21 protein-coding genes and 1 pseudogene are annotated in these 17,167 nt (G+C 45.0%); 11 read left to right on the plus strand and 11 right to left on the minus strand.

Annotated features, from left to right (window positions below):
- Positions 1–36 precede the first annotated feature (36 nt).
- The 7 genes and pseudogenes from pheT to ACYZ97_RS11435 all read right to left on the minus strand — a co-directional run.
- Positions 37–2,451 (minus strand): phenylalanine--tRNA ligase subunit beta, encoded by a 2,415-nt coding sequence (gene pheT, locus ACYZ97_RS11405; protein ID WP_473298974.1) that lies wholly within the window; start codon positions 2,449–2,451, stop codon positions 37–39.
- Positions 2,452–2,477: 26 nt separating this feature from the next.
- Positions 2,478–3,563, minus strand: a complete 1,086-nt coding sequence (gene pheS, locus ACYZ97_RS11410) for a phenylalanine--tRNA ligase subunit alpha (protein ID WP_473298975.1) — start codon at positions 3,561–3,563, stop codon at positions 2,478–2,480.
- Entirely contained in the window at positions 3,560–4,387 is an 828-nt protein-coding gene (locus tag ACYZ97_RS11415) for a BUD32 family EKC/KEOPS complex subunit (protein WP_473298976.1), read from the minus strand. The genes pheS and ACYZ97_RS11415 overlap by 4 nt, the downstream gene beginning before the upstream one ends.
- A gap of 85 nt (positions 4,388–4,472) precedes the next feature.
- On the minus strand, positions 4,473–4,874 hold the full coding sequence (gene rplT / locus ACYZ97_RS11420) for a 50S ribosomal protein L20 (RefSeq protein WP_473298977.1): 402 nt from the start codon (positions 4,872–4,874) through the stop codon (positions 4,473–4,475).
- Positions 4,875–4,901: 27 nt separating this feature from the next.
- On the minus strand, positions 4,902–5,108 hold the full coding sequence (gene rpmI / locus ACYZ97_RS11425) for a 50S ribosomal protein L35 (protein WP_473298979.1): 207 nt from the start codon (positions 5,106–5,108) through the stop codon (positions 4,902–4,904).
- Between the two features lie 162 nt (positions 5,109–5,270).
- Positions 5,271–6,068, minus strand: coding sequence for a bifunctional transcriptional activator/DNA repair enzyme AdaA (locus ACYZ97_RS11430; RefSeq protein WP_473300700.1), 798 nt, complete (start codon positions 6,066–6,068; stop codon positions 5,271–5,273).
- 96 nt (positions 6,069–6,164) lie between these two features.
- Positions 6,165–6,323 (minus strand): annotated as a pseudogene (locus ACYZ97_RS11435) (Ada metal-binding domain-containing protein); the annotation flags it as partial.
- 80 nt (positions 6,324–6,403) lie between these two features.
- Here ACYZ97_RS11435 and ACYZ97_RS11440 point away from each other — a divergent pair.
- A complete protein-coding gene (locus ACYZ97_RS11440; RefSeq protein WP_473298981.1) occupies positions 6,404–6,841 on the plus strand; it encodes a VOC family protein in 438 nt (145 codons plus the stop codon).
- 155 nt (positions 6,842–6,996) lie between these two features.
- Here ACYZ97_RS11440 and nth read toward each other — a convergent pair whose 3' ends face one another.
- Positions 6,997–7,722: an endonuclease III gene (gene nth, locus ACYZ97_RS11445; protein ID WP_473298983.1), complete on the minus strand. Its 726-nt coding sequence runs from the start codon at positions 7,720–7,722 to the stop codon at positions 6,997–6,999.
- 115 nt (positions 7,723–7,837) lie between these two features.
- Here nth and ACYZ97_RS11450 point away from each other — a divergent pair, with 115 nt between their 5' ends.
- From ACYZ97_RS11450 to ACYZ97_RS11490, 9 genes are all read left to right on the plus strand, one after another.
- Positions 7,838–8,263: an Hsp20 family protein gene (locus ACYZ97_RS11450; protein ID WP_473298985.1), complete on the plus strand. Its 426-nt coding sequence runs from the start codon at positions 7,838–7,840 to the stop codon at positions 8,261–8,263.
- Positions 8,264–8,300: 37 nt separating this feature from the next.
- Positions 8,301–8,552 (plus strand): BQ00720 family protein, encoded by a 252-nt coding sequence (locus ACYZ97_RS11455; RefSeq protein ID WP_473298986.1) that lies wholly within the window; start codon positions 8,301–8,303, stop codon positions 8,550–8,552.
- 124 nt (positions 8,553–8,676) lie between these two features.
- The gene (locus ACYZ97_RS11460) at positions 8,677–9,180 is read left to right on the plus strand and encodes a hypothetical protein (RefSeq protein WP_473298988.1); all 504 of its coding nucleotides are present in this window, start codon (positions 8,677–8,679) and stop codon (positions 9,178–9,180) included.
- A 119-nt stretch (positions 9,181–9,299) separates the two neighbouring features.
- A complete protein-coding gene (locus ACYZ97_RS11465) occupies positions 9,300–9,788 on the plus strand; it encodes a hypothetical protein (RefSeq protein WP_473298990.1) in 489 nt (162 codons plus the stop codon).
- A gap of 70 nt (positions 9,789–9,858) precedes the next feature.
- Positions 9,859–10,365, plus strand: a complete 507-nt coding sequence (locus ACYZ97_RS11470) for a hypothetical protein (protein WP_473298991.1) — start codon at positions 9,859–9,861, stop codon at positions 10,363–10,365.
- Between the two features lie 6 nt (positions 10,366–10,371).
- Positions 10,372–10,824: a hypothetical protein gene (locus tag ACYZ97_RS11475; protein WP_473298993.1), complete on the plus strand. Its 453-nt coding sequence runs from the start codon at positions 10,372–10,374 to the stop codon at positions 10,822–10,824.
- Between the two features lie 7 nt (positions 10,825–10,831).
- Positions 10,832–12,214, plus strand: coding sequence for a hypothetical protein (locus ACYZ97_RS11480; protein WP_473298994.1), 1,383 nt, complete (start codon positions 10,832–10,834; stop codon positions 12,212–12,214).
- A gap of 78 nt (positions 12,215–12,292) precedes the next feature.
- Complete coding sequence (locus ACYZ97_RS11485) at positions 12,293–13,507, plus strand: hypothetical protein (protein ID WP_473298995.1); 1,215 nt, start codon at positions 12,293–12,295, stop codon at positions 13,505–13,507.
- A gap of 160 nt (positions 13,508–13,667) precedes the next feature.
- A complete protein-coding gene (locus tag ACYZ97_RS11490) occupies positions 13,668–13,988 on the plus strand; it encodes a YdcA family protein (RefSeq protein WP_473298997.1) in 321 nt (106 codons plus the stop codon).
- A gap of 52 nt (positions 13,989–14,040) precedes the next feature.
- On the opposite strand, the gene ACYZ97_RS11495 is transcribed toward ACYZ97_RS11490, so the two are convergent.
- Together ACYZ97_RS11495 and ACYZ97_RS11500 are read right to left on the minus strand one after the other, a co-directional pair.
- Positions 14,041–14,541 (minus strand): hypothetical protein, encoded by a 501-nt coding sequence (locus tag ACYZ97_RS11495; protein ID WP_473298998.1) that lies wholly within the window; start codon positions 14,539–14,541, stop codon positions 14,041–14,043.
- 131 nt (positions 14,542–14,672) lie between these two features.
- The gene (locus tag ACYZ97_RS11500; protein WP_473298999.1) at positions 14,673–15,593 is read right to left on the minus strand and encodes a DMT family transporter; all 921 of its coding nucleotides are present in this window, start codon (positions 15,591–15,593) and stop codon (positions 14,673–14,675) included.
- A gap of 161 nt (positions 15,594–15,754) precedes the next feature.
- Between ACYZ97_RS11500 and ACYZ97_RS11505 the strand changes: the two genes are divergently transcribed.
- Complete coding sequence (locus ACYZ97_RS11505) at positions 15,755–16,372, plus strand: hypothetical protein (RefSeq protein WP_473299001.1); 618 nt, start codon at positions 15,755–15,757, stop codon at positions 16,370–16,372.
- Positions 16,373–16,420: 48 nt separating this feature from the next.
- Here ACYZ97_RS11505 and ACYZ97_RS11510 read toward each other — a convergent pair whose 3' ends face one another.
- Positions 16,421–17,008, minus strand: coding sequence for a transglycosylase SLT domain-containing protein (locus ACYZ97_RS11510; RefSeq protein WP_473299002.1), 588 nt, complete (start codon positions 17,006–17,008; stop codon positions 16,421–16,423).
- Positions 17,009–17,167 lie beyond the last annotated feature (159 nt).

Below are 17,167 nucleotides of genomic sequence, written 5' to 3' on the forward strand. Positions count from 1 at the left end.
ATCAATGCCGGCTTTTACGCGTGAGAACATTAATTTTTACCCACGTAATATAGCACCTGTCGATTTGGTAACATTGTCGATCACCTTGGTACTTAATGCTTCAAAGTCCTCATCTGTCAAAGTGCGTTCTACCGGCTGGATGGTGACTTCAATAGCAACCGATTTTTTATCTTCGCCAAGACTTGGTCCTTCAAACAGATCGAAGACATCGACCGACCGGATCAGTTTTTTATCGGCGCCGGCAGCTGCACGGATAATAGCAGCGGCGGTGACGGATTTATCGACCACAAAAGCAAAATCGCGTTTGACCATCTGCAAGGACGAAAGATTGAGTGCTCCTTTGCTTTTGGCTGTCTTTTTACGTGGCTCGGGAATAACATCAAGATAGACTTCGAAGCCGCATAAAGGACCAGCAACATCCATCACATCCAGTGTATCGGGATGTAATTCACCGAATGCACCAAGGATGACCTTGGGGCCAAGTTTGATCACACCGGAACGGCCCGGATGATACCAATCCGGTGCACCTGTTTCGATCTGTACTTTGGATGTATCCATGCCACAGGCTTCCAGAATGCTCAAAGCATCGGCTTTGGCATCAAAAACATCAACGGCTTTGGCTGTGCCCGACCAGAAGCGTCCGGCACCTTCAAGCTTTGCAGTGCCACGGCGTATACCACTGGCAACACGGCGTTGCTGTTCGGGCGCGTCTCCTTCATAAGTACCGGAAACTTCGAATATGGCGAGATCATTGAAACCGCGATCAATATTGCGGCTGGCCGCTGTAATCAGTCCCGGCAACAAGGATGGGCGCATATCCGACATATCGGCTGCGATTGGATTGGCCAATTTCAGCGATTCCTGACCACCGCCGAAAAGCTTGGCCAGTTTTTCTGAAATAAAGGACCATGTGACGGCTTCCAGCATGCCGCGTGAGGCAAGTGCGCGTTTGGCCGCGCGGGTGCGGATCTGGATTGTTGTCAATATCTGGGTGTTGACAGCATTGATTTTACTCAATGGTTGCGGGGTAATTTCATGAACGCCATGAATGCGCATCACCTCTTCGACCAGATCGGCTTTACCGTCAATATCGGGCCGCCAAGATGGTACGATGACTTTTGCCGTATCGCCCGAGGTATCGACCTTGAAACCGAGCTTTGTCAAAATGGCAACGGCATCTTTATTGGCGATATCCAGACTGGTTAACCGCTTGATCTCGCTAAATGGAAAATCAATGACTTTAGCCGGTACCGGTTGATAGCCAACGGTTTTTGACTGTGAGGGCTGGCCACCACAAAGTTGCATGACAATTTCGCTGGCAATAGCAAGGCCTGGCAACATGAATTCAGGATCTACACCACGTTCCAAGCGATAGCGTGCGTCGGAAATAATGCCAAGGGTACGGCCCGAATAAGCAATATTCTGGGGATCCCACAGTGCCGATTCGATGATGACATTTTTGGTGTTTTCATCACAGCCGGTTGCATTTCCACCCATAATGCCGCCAATGGATTCAACACCGTTTTCGTCTGCAATGATGCAGTTCTTGTCATTGAATTCATATTCTTTGCCATTGAGTGCCAGTAGCTTTTCGCCTTGATGCGCGCGCCGTACAGTCAGTTTTCCTTTTACTTTGTCAGCATCAAAAACATGTAAAGGCCGACCAAGATCGAAAGTAATGTAGTTGGTCATATCGACCAGTGCATTGATTGGTCGCAGACCGATAGCTGTCAGACGTTGTTGCATCCATTTGGGTGCGGGGCCATTTTTGACATTTCGGATTTCGCGCCAGGAAAAACCCAGACAAAGTGGTTTGGTATCGTCAAAATCCAGATCAACGTCAATGGAGGGTTCGCCTTCACCATCAATCAATGGTATGTTGAGCGCCTTCAATGTACCAAGACCGGCAGCAGCCAGATCACGTGCAATGCCACGGATACCGGTACAGTCTGGCCGGTTCGGTGTTAGGCCGATATCAATAATTGGATCATTCATACCGGCATATTGGGCAAAAGCTGTGCCAATTGGCGCATCATCAGGCAGATCAATAATGCCGTTATGCTCGTTGGAAAGTTCAAGTTCGCGCTCCGAGCACATCATGCCGAAGCTTTCAACGCCACGTATGTTACCAACAGAAAGCGTAACATCGATGCCGGGTACATAGGCGCCGGGAGGAGCAAAAACACCGACCAGTCCGGCGCGCGCATTGGGCGCACCACAGACAACCTGAAGCGGATCGCCATTGCCGGTATCCACTTTCAATACTTGTAGCTTATCGGCGTCTGGATGTTTTTCGGCGCTCAGTATTCGGGCGATGGTAAAGGCATTTAATGAAGAACGGTCATCGACATCATCAACTTCGAGGCCGATGGCTGTCAGCTTGTTGACGATTTCTTCGAGGCTTGCTTGTGTATCAAGATGGTCCTTCAACCAGGATAATGTCAATTTCATTGCTTTGTCCTTTTATACCGGTTGACTTAGGAATGGCTGAGGCCGCCGAACAGGGTCGGCATATCCAGCGGGCGGAAACCGTAATGCTCGATCCAGCGGATATCGGCATTGAAGAAATCACGTAAGTCCGGCATGCCGTATTTCAGCATGGCAATACGATCGATTCCCATACCCCATGCAAATCCCTGATATTCATCGGGATCAAGACCACCGGATCGTAACACATTGGGATGAACCATGCCGCAGCCGAGAATTTCCAACCAGTCATTGCCCTCGCCGATTTTGACTTCATTGCCAGAGCGGTCGCATTGGATATCGACTTCCATACTTGGTTCGGTAAACGGAAAGAAAGAGGGGCGGAAACGCATTTTGACGGATGGCACCTCGAAAAATGCCTTGCAGAACTCTTCCAGCACCCACATCATATTGGCAATGGTTGCATTTTTATCGACAACCAGTCCTTCTACCTGATGAAACATCGGTGAATGAGTGGCGTCTGAATCCATGCGATAGGTCTTGCCGGGTATAACAATACGGATCGGCGGCTTTTGTGCTTCCATTGTGCGGATCTGTACGGGTGATGTATGCGTACGCAGTACTTTTCGTTCGCCATTTTTATCAGGTTGTAAAAAGAATGTATCATGCATTTCACGCGCCGGATGACCTTCGGGAAAATTGAGGGCAGTGAAATTATAATAGTCGGTTTCAATATCGGGGCCTTCTGCAATGGCAAAACCCATATCGGCAAAAATAGCGGTGATTTCATCAATCACCTGACTGATTGGATGGATGCGGCCGCATTCAGCGGGGGAAAGGCGTACCGGCAATGTGATATCAACGGTTTCGTTAGCCAGTCTTTTGGCTGTTTCTGCGCGTTTTAAGGTTTCACGCCGTTCATTCAGTAGGGTATTGACGCGATTTTTAAGACCATTGATGGCTGGACCGGCAGCTTGACGTTCTTCGGCACTCATTGCACCAAGACTTTTCAGCATTTCCGAAATCGTGCCTTTTTTACCCAAGGCACTGATGCGTATAGCTTCAAGTGCTTCCAATTGATCGGCCGCTGCAATGGATGCAGTGATTTCGGTTTCCAATGTATCTAAATTGCTCATTTTTCTGCCTGCTTGTTGAGGTGAAGGTCAAGAAACTCCATGGCGCTTAACATGCGTTGGCCGTCAGCGCCAAGATAAATTCGCTTTAATAAGCGCAAAGGTTTGATAAAGACTGAAAAAAAACGCACAATTTTGCGCAAATCCTGCATGGTCTGGTTATCGACCTGTTCGGCCCATGCCTGAAAGGCAAGATCGGGTGTCCGGATTTTATCACGCGCTTGCGCACTGATCTGGAAAAAAAGCAGCCATGCATCGCGTGCTTGTGCTGTTGCAAGCGGCATAACAGCCTCCGGCTCTTCTTCAAAATCGAAAAATCCGATTTTGTCACCGTCCATAAACATATCACGTGGATGCGGTCGGCCATGGACTAGCCCTGCATGGTGGGCTTTGCCTAATGCATAAGCGCAGGCAACAAGCAGTGCATCATGTTTTTGAGGATCTGTTTTTTTGAGTGCATTGAGTGTCTTTTGTAACGTCTCACCGACATCGCCGATCATCAGATTAACCCCTTGGGCGGCAATGATGTGTGGAGCCGGAATATCTGCCTGATGAAAAGCTTTTATTTTGCGGATCTCTTGTTCATTCATTTCATGTGGCTTGCGATGAGGTGAGGCCCGCATGAAAGGACTGGGCAAAAGGGGAGATAGTAGGGTGTGAAGCCTTTTTCCCCAAGGAGTCTTTTCAATGCCCTGTCGTTTTATCCAGACTGTTTTGCCTTGGCGTTCGGTCGCAAAGATGCGCTTATGCGGGCGTGATTGCAAAAGGAGCAAATCATCGGCATTGGTTTTTGCAGCAGGGATAAGATCGTCGTTTTTGTCAGACATCTCTTTGCTCGTTAATAACGAAAAACCCGCACCAATCTTTTGGCGCGGGTTCCACGATTCTTTTTAAAGCTTGTGGGGCGCCAGATTACTTGACTGCGCCTTCAAAAGCGTTTGGTGTTGTATTTTTAAGATATTCCAGAGCCTTTTTGGCACTGGCAACCAGAGCCGAGAAAGCTGCCGGTTCATGGATGGCAAGATCGGAAAGAACCTTACGGTCAACTTCAATCCCGGCCTTGGCCAGTCCGTCAATGAAACGGCCATAGGTCAGGCCTTCGTTACGAACAGCAGCATTGATACGCTGGATCCACAAAGCACGGAATGTGCGTTTGCGATTCTTGCGATCGCGATAGGCATATTGCTTGGAGCGGTCAACTGCTGCTTTGGCTGTACGAATTGTACTTTTACGGCGACCGTAGAAACCTTCGGCCTGTTTCAAAACTTTTTTATGTTTGGCGTGGGCTGTTACACCGCGTTTTACACGTGCCATGATATGATCTCCTTAAGGACGAATGTTTTATTTAAGGCCGTTCGGCAAATAATTCTGGATGACTTTCTTGCCATCAGGTTCAGCAAGAACCATCGTGCCACGTGCATCACGGATGAATTTATTGGAACGTTTGATCATGCCATGGCGTTTGCCTGCGGCAGCCGCCTTGACTTTGCCGGTTGCGGTAATCTTGAACCGCTTTTTGGCAGAAGATTTGGTCTTCATCTTGGGCATTTTGCTACTCCTTGTAAGTCGCTGTTAAGCAGCGATTGTTTTGATCTTTGATGATCAGACTGACCAAAGTCCGATCAAGCATACAAACCGCCACGGCATGCCCTGCCGGTCGGCTCGAACGGCTTCTATAGTCCAGCTTTTTACATAAGGCAAGGAAATGATTCAGGAAAAAAAGCGTTTTTCATGGCGCAGAAGCCAGTCTTTACGCCATAAGCCGCCAGCATAGCCTGTCAATGAGCCATCAGAGCCGATAACGCGGTGACAGGGAATAATAATCGCAATCTGATTTTGACCATTGGCGCGTGCAACGGCACGCATGGCAGTAGGATGGTCGATCATGCGGGCCAATTCGGCATAAGATTTGGTTGTGCCCGGTGCAATCATCCGCAAGGCTTCCCATACACGCGATGTAAAGGGTGAACCATGGATGGCCAACGGCGTTTCAAAACGGCAATCACGTCCTTCATAATAGGCGGTCAGTTCGTTTTCGATCTGGTCGATAATTCTCGTGCGACCGTATGTCACGTAGGATTGCGTCAATTTTTGTAGCTTTTGCAATTCGTTTGACAAACTTTTGCGATCAAAGAATTTGAGAAGATGCAGTTTATGATGATCAGAAATAGCCAACATTTGGCCGATTGGAGTTTCCAGCCACGCGGCTGTGAGCAACGCTCGCCCTTTAAGGGCCTCGGGTGGTGTACCAATCAGCTTGTTGATGGCCTCACGAAAGCCGCTACCCGAATCATAGCCTGCTTCCAGTTGTGCCTCAATTACAGAAGCGCCTTGTGCCAGTGCATTCAATCCGAGACTTTTGCGGCGCAGACGGGCCAGATCGAGAAAAGTAATGCCGATTGTCCGCTTGAAGATGCGCCTCACAGTCGAGGGGTCAAATCCGAGCTTGATAATATCGGTTTCAGACCAAATATGGTCGGGTCTTTTTTCAAGATGCTGCATCAGCATTTGGTACACTGGGCTACTATTGGTTCCGGTACTCAAGGGTTTGCATATTTTGCAAGGCCGATAACCTTGTTCAAGGCAAGCACCAGCGGTTTCGCAGAAAAAGACATTTTCACGTTTGGGCTTTTTGGCTGTGCACGAAAGGCGGCAGAAAATATTGGTTGTTTTGACACAAACATAAATATGGTTGTCAAATGACCGATCTTTTGCCAGTAGTGCATTATATAATTGGTCAAAATCATTAAATAGTATATTCATAGTGGATAATCTAGGTGATTTTAATTTATTTTGCGCTAAAAATCGGGCAATTATTTTTTAAAAGATAATAAGGAGATACTATGCAACAGCGTTTATCCTTCATAACACTTGGGGTTGATGACATACAGAAGTCATATGAGTTTTATGCCCATGGATTGGGGTGGCAGCCTGCGCCTTCTCCTCTTCCTCAATTAGTCATGTTTCAATTGGGAGGCATTGCTTTAGCTCTTTGCTGTTGGAAGATGTTGACAATTGAAACAACGTTGGATGCTGTTGTCAAACCGTATAATATCGGGTTTCGTGGTATGTCATTGGGATATACGGTTTCAAGTAAAGAAACGGTACATGAAGTCTTGCTTAAGGCCGAACGAGCCGGTGCTACAATTATCAAGACACCGCAGCAGGCTTTTTGGGGTGGTTATCACGGTTATTTTGCGGATATGGATGGCCATTTATGGGAAGTGAATTGGAGTCCGTTTGATGAAGTAACGGAAGATGGCAAGTTCATTATCACTTAATGATTTAGCCAAGAATCATGAAGCTGAAAATAGTGGTTCTTGATGGCAATGTCATGAAAAAGCGTTTTGCTTCTACCAATAGTGTGCGCGACAAAGTGGATGTCGCGCTATTTTAATAATAAAAGTGATTTTGTACTGACCTGAGGTTTGAGAAATTAAATTGGCAGTGGAGCACCATTACCTTTAATTTCGATAAGCGGTGCAGGAATGGCATTTGTCTTGATGGCAGCATTGCAGATATCAGCAATGATACAGGCGTCGCAATCGGGCTTGCGTGCTTTGCAAATATAGCGGCCATGTAGAATCAGCCAGTGATGGGCATGGTCCATATAGTCGGGCGGGATAATTTTTACGAGCTTGGCTTCGACTTCTTCAGGTGTTTTACCCGGCGCCAGTCCCAGCCGGTTGCCAATACGTAAAATATGGGTATCGACCGCCATGGTCGGTTGGTGGAAGGCAACATTCAAAATGACATTGGCTGTTTTACGGCCCACGCCGGGCAGTGCCATTAATGCCTCTCGTGTATTGGGCACTTCGCCATTATATTGCTCGGTCAGAATTTTTGACAAGGTATAGACATTCTTGGCTTTAGCACGCCATAGGCCGATAGTGCGGATATAATGGGCGATTTTCTGTTCTCCAAGGTCCACCATTTTTTGAGCTGTATCGGCAATTTCGAATAGTGGTCTTGTGGCTTTGTTGACCCCGGCATCTGTTGCTTGTGCTGATAGCACAACGGCAACCAGAAGAGTGAAAGGATTTTGATATTCAAGATCGCTTTGCGGATTGGGCCGTTGTACTTTTAAACGTCGGAAAATTTCAGCAATTTCGTCTTTTGTATAGAGTGTACCATTTATTTTGCGTTGTTTGGTCTGCCCCATCTTTCCTTGCTCCTTGTCTTGAAGTCGCCATTAAGGCTTGCCATATTATTACAGTCAAGAAAATGCCTTTTTGGGTTTTCTTGTAATTTTGGGTTGCTTTAAAGGACTATGGGGCATGACACGCATCGCACCTTTTTCAAATCCGCTGCTTTTGGGGTTTGATACGATGGAAAAGACAATTGAACGCCTGACCAAGGCAGGGGATGGTTATCCGCCTTATAATATCGAACGGCTTCATTTGGACGATGAAAATGATCGGCTTAGAATTACATTGGCTGTCGCTGGGTTTTCGTTAGATGAATTGGATGTGACTGTTGAAGCTAATCAACTTGTTATTCACGGACGCCAAATTGATGTGGATGAACGTGAATATCTCTATCGCGGTATTGCTTCCCGTCAATTCCAGCGTGTTTTTATGTTGGCCGATGGTATGAAGGTTGTTGGTGCCGATCTGAAAAACGGGTTGCTTTCTGTTGATCTTGAACGTCCTGAGCCAGAAAGAATTGTTCGTAAAATCAAGATTAGCGCTCTTGAAGAATAATCGTTCATGACTGATATGATGAGAAGGGAGAGATGCCATGAAAGCGCAAAATGATTTTCCAACGCAAAGTGAGCTGGCCCTGATGGGTAAAGGTGAGGTTTGTTATATCCGCAAAATCAGTTCGGATGATTTGTCGGAACGTTTTCCAGATTTACCGCTTATTGCATCTGGTATCGAATTATGGGCGCTGTTTGGCGCTGCGGGTGAACCTATTATTCTTTCTGATGTACGCTCGGCTGCTTTGGCATCGGCGCACGAGCATGAGTTGCAGACGTTGCCGCTGCATTGATGGGATGCGATGACCGCTGATAAGGCATGCGGCAATTTATATCAGTTCTTTATGACGCATTTGCTTGTAATGGCCGTGTGAATAAGTTAGAAATATCTATCTCCTAGTATATAAGGATCAACAGTTGACAGATATGGATCCTGACTTTCCCCATATTGTTGGGAAGAAAAAAGGTAATTGCGTTGAAGTTTTTTTGATTTTTGCGCTTTTAGGTGCCTTATATCTGTCGTGTTGTGAGCTTTATATATTTAAATTGCTTGCCGAGCGATTTAATAATCCGCGCTTTGTAACTATTAATATTGAACCTTATGTCAGTAATACAATAGCTTTTAGTAAGTACTATTTATATAATCTTGTTCTTGCAGGGATTGTTGCTTTGTTGCCTGCGGCTTACCAAAAAACGGTTGGTAATCTCTGTTTTGCTCCAATGCTTTCCTTTTCTATTGCCGCATTGATGATTGCAGCTCTTGTTATGTCAATTTATCTTAATTTGGCGCGTGTCAATCTACCGATACAGCACATTGTATTTTATATTATTGCACCACCGGTATTGTGTGTTTTTGTTCCATTGTGGCTGAGTTATATGTCGCTGCGGCTCTTATGGATATTACGCAAAGTATCTGTATAAACGCTTGGTAGCTGGAATGCACTTGTTTTATACACAAGACGATTTTGGTTTTTTCTTAAAATGATCTATGAAAACGCATATGCTTATTTTGAGATAAAATGACGATATGGCGATGATCAATGTCTGATGATAACAAAACAGCATTTCCTTATCCGATACGGGGTTTAGGAATTATTGCTATCTTTTTATGCGTTGGTCCACCGGTCCAGACAATTGTCCAACGTTTCATGGCGCATCAATGGATAGGTGGTAGTAATCTTCTTGTTGAGATAACAGACCTTTTTGTTGCGTCATGGTCTTCGGTTCTGGCAGGGTATTCCTATAATATGCCGGCACCATTTATTGCCGGTTGTTTTTGTGCGCTGGTCACGGCCAAGGGGCTTGGTATCGGTCTTCAAAATGCGATTTTACGTTCTATTGTTGCAAGTATATTTGCGGATTTGTTGATTAATGGATTTGTGATGTTTTTGGGCGGTATAATGACAAGCGATTTGTTGTTTTTACAGCTGACAGGTGCTGTGATACAGGCTATTTTCTTTGGTTGGATCAGCTGGATTATCGCAACAGGCTTCCGGCTTGATAAGCCGGTTGAGGAAATGAAGCGATGATCTGGGTCGAGCTAACTCCAAATTTCTGCTTTATGCTGGTTTAATGCATATAAATTTTTAGAAGGGCAATATGTACCGTAAGCATAAGATACAAACCGGTATGAATACAGCTGTGAAGGATTCAGGCCGCCGACCGTTTGGGCGCATTATTTTCATCTTTATATCATTTAGTATTTTTGTTGCTTCGATTTGTTCTTTATTCGTGTTTGCTTATGGTGTTTTTATTGATACTGAAATTGATTTGGTCACCAATTTTCTGTCGGCATGGCTAGGACATTTTATTTTAGGTGCTTTTGTTGGCATTTTTATTGCAGTGCGTTGTTTGCGTAAGCCGCCGTCTTTATTTTATACGATTGTTCAGGCGGTGTGGGTATGGTGCTTTTTTGCTTTTTGTATTGTCTATGCCATGACCTATCAGATGACGACCATGTTTGGTCAAATACTGCCAGATTTCAAGAATATTTATAATATGTCGAAGATTTTGGTTATGAATGAATTTGGTATATTTATGCTGGCTGCATGGCTTGTTTCGGCTGTCATGACATGGGTAATTTTAAGATTTGCTCGGATAATATGAGGTTTTATGGCCAAGACAGGTAATATCGTAAAACGGACATTCCTAGTCGCGCTGGTTAGTTTTGTAATCAGTGCGCCTTTTTATGTTTTGGCCACCTATCTGGTATCGGCATTTAATCAGATTGGTCAGATAAGTTGGGAAACGCTGCCGTTGGTTTTTAGATATTTCATTGCTAGATTTTCTCTGGAAGCCTGTTTGACAGCCCATAATGTTTATTTTTTGCAGGCCTTTGTTATTGCACTGTTTCTTGCATTTTTAGCGCTGAGAAATAGAGCCTTGCGGGTCTTGCCAACAATGCTTCTGGTTTTTATAATTCTGGCTGCCTGTTTTATTTTTAAAAGTTTGATGGTGTCAAAAATACCATCATTGGCCGTTTTTCTTTATTATGCACCGATCTGGCTGGTCTGTGCTCTTTTGATATGGTTCGGGCTGGCTATTTTCAGATTAAACAGGTCTTGATCATTTCATGGATGTTGGGATTGGCGGGCAGTATAATAGGAGTCGTTTCTGGTTAGCGCGTCTGGCTCAGGCCGTTTTGATTCTGCTCATTATAGTACAATTATTATCACCTTTTTTTTCATTGGTTTATCTTACTATATCCGGCTGGGGAAAAACGCTGGGTCTTGGCTATAGCGCTATTTTTTTGGCTGGATTGCAGTTTTATCCGCGATCTTTTTTTATCGGTCTTTTGATTGCGTTGATCTGGGCCCTACGTAGTGCCAGTTGGGGAAGCTTGTCTTGGCGGTTTTGCCTGATAAGCGCGTTGGTTGCAGCCTTTATGGCCGAGACATTTTTGCGTATGTTAACAGCGGCTAGATTTTTTATAGATTTTCAGTTTTTTTCAGTCGATTATAGTTTGTCTATCGTCGCCTATATTGTGACAGCTTTTATCTTGCGCGCTATTATCGGCTGGACAGGACTTCATCGTCGTTATCGCGTTGGAGAGCGTCGACGTCTTTATGATGCGCTTTTTGCTGCAATATTCTTGGGGCTTGTAGGCCCGTTTTTGTGTGTGTTGTGGATTCAATATTGGTATTGGAATGAAGAGACCGTTATAGCCTATGCACGTGGTGAAATCGTTTCAGTCCGATCAGACATTTTTATTGTTTTTTTTACCTGCATAAGCCTCGCTGTTATTCGGCGATTGCGTCATGATGGCAAGATGTCTCTTTCCTTTTTGCTTGTCATCATGTTGCTGGTTTTCAATTTTTATTATTGTTTTGTATGGCTTGTGGGGACAAGTGGATTTTCGTTTGGTTATGTCGGCATTTATAATGCTTTTATATTTGTTTTTACATTGATTGCCGGCGGATTTTTATATCTTGGTGGCATACCTTATATAAAGACTCATTATCAAAGTATCTTGGTGCCTAAAATCACATTTCACAATGCCAGCCGGTTTTGGTTTGCTGGTTTCATTTTGGTGGTAAGCGTGATTATAACCACGCCGCTATGTCTATGGGGCGAAGTTTATTTTCAAACTATTTTTTTCGGATTGCCGGGGCAATCGGTGGTTTTGTATCTTTTGCCACAAGTACTGTGGCAAGCATTGTTTTTTGCCGTTTTCTGCGCGCTTTATGCCATGTTGCATGGTGCCCTTGATTATCGCGGCATGTGTTATATGGCACTGTTGTCGACATTATTTGGGTGTATATTTTTGCCATGGCCGCTTTTTGAGGGACTGGGGAATTTACATGAAATCATAATACGCCCATTTGTGACTTATCTTATCGCGGCGGCGATTGATTGGTATATATTGTCGCTTTGTCGTCAGGTCGATAAACAGAATATTCCTGATTATGCTTCAGATGCGGTTTGTGATCATAATCATTGCGGCTATCGTGAATGATGATTGATTGATTGCACCTGCAAACGCACAATGCTAGGTTTGCGGTACTTCTATTGGCATGTAAACGGATATAGATAAATGCGCTTTGATGTTTCTACTTTTTTGTCCATGTTATGTCTGTTTAATATGGGTTTATTGCCACTCTATGCGCAGACACCGCCACCAGCAGTCACGGCTGTAGAAACCCAGATGGACGTGCCATCTAGCGCGGTTGCGACAACAGAAGCCGAGCATGCATCAGCGGCATTGGATGAGAATAGTACAGAGCCACCACAAAACCAGCCAATGCAGTTTTCACTCGTTAATAATGGCGGCAATTGTCTAACCTGTGAATGGATTGAAGCTAGTGGTGATATTATGTCGGATACGCCAGCGGCTTTTCTTGCTTTTTTACAGACAGAACATTTGGATGATGGGGCTTCGGCTATGACGATTGCCTTCCATTCTGCTGGCGGTGACTTGTTGGCGGCGATAGCCTTGGGGCGTGAAATACGAAGTCGTGGTTTTTCAACATCGGTGGCACAGACCGTTGCTAATGGTGATCTTCCAGAAAGTGAATATAAAGATATGCGTCCGGGCAAATGTGTGGATGCTTGTATTTTTGCATTTTTGGGTGGGCGGGCCCGTTATGTCGGGGATAGTGAACTTGTTCTTCGTACGTATAGACCGCCGCTGGATGAAGCTGGCACAACATCTGGACTTGAAGTTGCTGTGCGTCGTCAGCAACTGGTTGATATTGCTTATCTTGATGCTTATGCAGACGAGATGAATTTTGATTCTGCACTAATGTTTGTTGATTGGCAAAATGCTGATTCTCATATTTTCACACAGGATGAAATTGCTAAGCTACGGCTGGATTTCGATCCGGATCTATTCGGCCCGTGGCAGATAGAGCCTTATAAGAATGGTGTTGTGGCAACGACTCGCAGTCATGACGGGAAGAATACAGCCATGCTTTATTGTGACAAGCGCCAACAATTCTATTTTCGGTTAAAAGGCCCGGCAAGAGCCGACAAAGAGATGTATCAAACATTTCTTAATAGGAAGGGCAAAATTGTTTTTCTTGGTGATGAAATCAATATGACGGCTGCTAATCTTGATATTGAAAAGGGGCAGCTGGATTTCAGGTTGAAGTTGAAAAAACATCCATTGCCTAAAAAGATAAATGATCGTCCGGCAATTTATGTCAAGAATAGTGACAGCATAATGCAGGCTATTTTTAATCTTCGTTTTTCAGATATTGAAACAATGCAGACGGCAGCCAAGACCGCTTTCCGTAATTGTCTGCATTAAAGCACGATGGGGATTTGATATAGATCAGCTATGCTGTTTGTACACGATGATCAAAAAGCGGATACAAGCAAAAAATATATAGGACATGCTTTTAGGCGGTCTCCATGTGTTCAATCTTGCGCTTTTCGATTGGGATAATGGGATGTTGCATGGAGGTAATGTGGGGCGTTTTTTATTGCAAATTGGGATGATCGCCATCCTTATAACTTTTGCAACATCTGTCTTTGCACGGAATACACCCTGTAGTGGCAAAAAAGGGGGAATTTCCCATTGTCAGGGTGATGTTTTTGTCTGCAATGATGGATCGGTCAGCCAAAGTAAACGCTCATGTCAGGCCTATTTTGGGGCTGAAATATCTCGAATGCCAAGTCGTGCGGTTGGTTCTGATTGTGCGTGTCGTGACGGGCGTTATTGTATTGGTCCGCGTGGCGGCCATTATTGCTATACAGATTCCGGTCGTAAAAGTTATTTGCCGCGTTGAATAAAAAAGATCCGGCTGACGCCGGATCAAAGACTGGAGGAAAAACGCCGGATTATTCCGGTTTAGGTGGTTTAACGCCATCCGCTTCAGGATGGGGCCCCTTATGGTGTGAGAAGGCGGTCATGCGTTCAATTTGTTTGGCATCAAGGATCTTGCGCAATTTTGCAGCGGCCTCTTTGAATGTTTTGGCTTTTTCAGCTCTGGCAATTGCATGATCTGCCATGGGTTCTCCATAAAGCAGGGTTTTGTTTTTTGCATCTGTTTCAGCCGGTGGTGGTGGTGCCATCATATCCATAAGGCTTGATGTATATTTGCGCCAGCTATCAAGCTGGTCACTGCGGATGCCGATTGCAGTTTCCATAGCTGCCAGTTTTTGTGCCATGTGCATATGGGGCTCACCTTTATGCATCATTGGGCCGCCATGTGGACCTTTGGGACCGGGATGGGCAGGCGCGCCTTTATGTGGTGGGTGATCAATTGGCGGCTTTGCATAGGACATAACGGGAAAAACCATAGAACTAGCAATAAGGCTTGAGAGAAGAACTTTTTTCATGATGCATACTCCACATCGTTGTTGATGGGCTGATAGTCTGGTTTAATCGCGGCAGGAATGGGGAGAAAATTCGTTTGAATTGCGATTTTTAATTAAATTTTGGTCATGTTAGACATTAGATAGCGCTGGTTTCAACGACGGATTTTGGACACATCACTTTTAGGGATATGGGCCTCAACCACTTTTTTACGATGGAAGATGAATAAACCGGCCCCTACAATGATGAAACCACCGATGAGAACCATATGATCCGGATAATGTTTGAAAACAAGAATATCGAAAATGATACCCCATAGCAGCAATGTATATTGTAAGGGGGCAAGAACAGAGGCCGGTGCCATTTTCAAGGCGCGCGAAATCAGCAAATGAGCGATACAGGATACAATTCCCAAAAGCAGAAGATAAAGCCATTGTAGTGGTGTTGGCATGGCCCAGTGGCCGATAATCATATAAGCACCAATGAGTAGAGCAATAACTGTTTGCCAGGTGACAAGAACGGTATCACTTGTAGAACGTAGTGTACGTCCCAAAATCCAGACCATTGTAAAGCTTAAACTGCCACCAAGCGCAAAGAGCGAGTGAATTGAAAATACACCCGATGACGGACGCATGGCAATAATAACGCCCATAAAGCCGATCAAGATAGCCAACCAGCGCCGCCAGCCGATTCGTTCACCAAGAAAAAAATGTGAAAAGGCGGTGATATAGATTGGAATTGCCATATAGAAAGTAATTACATCGGTTAGCAATAGATATTGAACAGCCGCATAAAATAGTCCCGTATCACCGGCCGCAAAAAGCCCGCGTAAAAGGATAAGCCATGGGTTTTGTGGTTTAACAATGTCACTTGGCTTAACTTGGGTCAACATAGGACCTAGTACGATAAAAGCACCGATTGAACGGATGAGCAGAAGATGGGCCACGGTAAAACTGGTCATAAGCCATTTGCCCATGGCATCATTGGCAGAAAACATGAATTGGGCACACAGCATAATGATAATGCCGGTGATAATACTGTTTTGAGAAAAAGATAAAGGCCGTTTGAATGCCATTTTACAACGTCCTTGCCGACAGTTATGTTTAGCATCCTTGTCAGTTCAGTTCGTTATCGTCAATGATAATTTTTGCTAATAAATCAGTGGCTCTTTTTATATGTTCGATTTATATATTCGGAGGCTGATATGGGCGCGTTACGATTAATTGAAGGTTGGATATGGTAGACAAAAAGCTGGAAGAAACTCATTTTATCGATGCGGTAAAATTGCCCAAGGATCGCAAATCGCTTGAAGCGCTGGTCAGTGCGGCTAACGAGAATATCACAATATGGGAAGGCGGTTTTTTTATCCCGGCAGCTTTTGTTGCATTGGGTCTTTCGCTCTTGGGATTAGCCTATCAGAATCTGCTTATCGGACGAATGTTGACAGTCGCCATCTTGGGCGGGCTGGCACTTTTTCTATTTTTCATTTTCCTACGCACCATGCTGCGTCGGCAGGTGCCATTTTTTGTCATCACACCGGACGGCCTTGAGACAAGTGTTTTTAAAACACCGGTACCATGGCGTGGCATTGAAGACTTCCAGATCAATTCCTCAAAGACCAATGCGATGAATATTGCAGTGGGTATGGAGTTTGTCATTACGCCCCGTTTTTTGCCGGAAGAAAATGAAACAAGCCGAGGCGGTTCCTATTATGACAAGGAAAAGAGAAAGCTGATGATATCAGGCTTCAATTTTCGTCTTGATACCAATCGTGACCGGTTGATCGACCAGATTGAGACCTATCGCACGGCGGCTCTTGCACGGCATAAATTGCAGATGAAAGACTTCAAATAAGCGGGATGTTTACCATGCATCCGTTTTGGTCAAGCGGATGCGATTAAATTAACGCCGTCCGCAAGCACGTAATTGCTGATCATATCGACGGGCCATCTGGTCGGTGCGTTTTGCGCCTTGAAGTGCGATGCTGCTGGCATTGCCGCCATTGTGTGCATAGGCACCATGTCCCATATAATAATTGAGATAGAGTGCATAGGCATTATTAGGATTGACGCCATTGCGCCGTACACTTTCACGATGGTACCAGCCGATAAAGTCTGCGGCATCGCTGAAGCTGCCGCGTCGTGCGCTATTATTGCCGGTTGCTTTTTTATAATGTTCCCATGTGCCGTTCAGCGCTTGTGAATAGCCATAGGCCGTTGATTGACGCTTCCACGGAATGAAGCCGAACAATTTTTTGCGCGGTGGTTTGGCATTATGACGGAAGCCAGATTCGGTATACATGGTTGCTAGAATAATCGGCATGGGAATACCGTATTTGTATTCGGCTTTTTTAGCCGATTTTTCCCAATTATTGAAAAACCCATCCTTCTGGTCAAGGACAGCACAAGCATTATTGATGCGGCTTGGCGCTTTACCTGCGCAACCGCTCAATAGTACCGCCAGCGCGACGAGAAACAAAATGCGCTTCATAACAGATACCTCTGGTTTTGAACTTTCAGGATAGAGCGCTCGGGTTAATGAAAACTTAATTGGCCTATTAACCATATGACGCGAAATATGCTGAAAAGTGCAAAAAACTGTTTGGTCGGAATCAATTGGCAACACTTTGTTTAACCTTTCGCGACAAGC

The sequence above is a fragment of the Bartonella sp. bp_1 genome, assembly GCF_055808085.1.

Excerpts from the sequence above, each read along its gene's own strand:
- pheT (WP_473298974.1), bottom strand. The coding sequence starts at position 2,451 with ATGAAATTGACATTATCCTGGTTGAAGGACCATCTTGATACACAAGCA.
- pheS (WP_473298975.1), bottom strand. The coding sequence starts at position 3,563 with ATGAGCAATTTAGATACATTGGAAACCGAAATCACTGCATCCATTGCA.
- ACYZ97_RS11415 (WP_473298976.1), bottom strand. The coding sequence starts at position 4,387 with ATGTCTGACAAAAACGACGATCTTATCCCTGCTGCAAAAACCAATGCC.
- rplT (WP_473298977.1), bottom strand. The coding sequence starts at position 4,874 with ATGGCACGTGTAAAACGCGGTGTAACAGCCCACGCCAAACATAAAAAA.
- rpmI (WP_473298979.1), bottom strand. The coding sequence starts at position 5,108 with ATGCCCAAGATGAAGACCAAATCTTCTGCCAAAAAGCGGTTCAAGATT.
- ACYZ97_RS11430 (WP_473300700.1), bottom strand. The coding sequence starts at position 6,068 with ATGCTGATGCAGCATCTTGAAAAAAGACCCGACCATATTTGGTCTGAA.
- ACYZ97_RS11440 (WP_473298981.1), top strand. The coding sequence starts at position 6,404 with ATGCAACAGCGTTTATCCTTCATAACACTTGGGGTTGATGACATACAG.
- nth (WP_473298983.1), bottom strand. The coding sequence starts at position 7,722 with ATGGGGCAGACCAAACAACGCAAAATAAATGGTACACTCTATACAAAA.
- ACYZ97_RS11450 (WP_473298985.1), top strand. The coding sequence starts at position 7,838 with ATGACACGCATCGCACCTTTTTCAAATCCGCTGCTTTTGGGGTTTGAT.
- ACYZ97_RS11455 (WP_473298986.1), top strand. The coding sequence starts at position 8,301 with ATGAAAGCGCAAAATGATTTTCCAACGCAAAGTGAGCTGGCCCTGATG.
- ACYZ97_RS11465 (WP_473298990.1), top strand. The coding sequence starts at position 9,300 with ATGTCTGATGATAACAAAACAGCATTTCCTTATCCGATACGGGGTTTA.
- ACYZ97_RS11470 (WP_473298991.1), top strand. The coding sequence starts at position 9,859 with ATGTACCGTAAGCATAAGATACAAACCGGTATGAATACAGCTGTGAAG.
- ACYZ97_RS11475 (WP_473298993.1), top strand. The coding sequence starts at position 10,372 with ATGGCCAAGACAGGTAATATCGTAAAACGGACATTCCTAGTCGCGCTG.
- ACYZ97_RS11480 (WP_473298994.1), top strand. The coding sequence starts at position 10,832 with ATGGATGTTGGGATTGGCGGGCAGTATAATAGGAGTCGTTTCTGGTTA.
- ACYZ97_RS11485 (WP_473298995.1), top strand. The coding sequence starts at position 12,293 with ATGCGCTTTGATGTTTCTACTTTTTTGTCCATGTTATGTCTGTTTAAT.
- ACYZ97_RS11495 (WP_473298998.1), bottom strand. The coding sequence starts at position 14,541 with ATGAAAAAAGTTCTTCTCTCAAGCCTTATTGCTAGTTCTATGGTTTTT.
- ACYZ97_RS11500 (WP_473298999.1), bottom strand. The coding sequence starts at position 15,593 with ATGGCATTCAAACGGCCTTTATCTTTTTCTCAAAACAGTATTATCACC.
- ACYZ97_RS11505 (WP_473299001.1), top strand. The coding sequence starts at position 15,755 with ATGGTAGACAAAAAGCTGGAAGAAACTCATTTTATCGATGCGGTAAAA.
- ACYZ97_RS11510 (WP_473299002.1), bottom strand. The coding sequence starts at position 17,008 with ATGAAGCGCATTTTGTTTCTCGTCGCGCTGGCGGTACTATTGAGCGGT.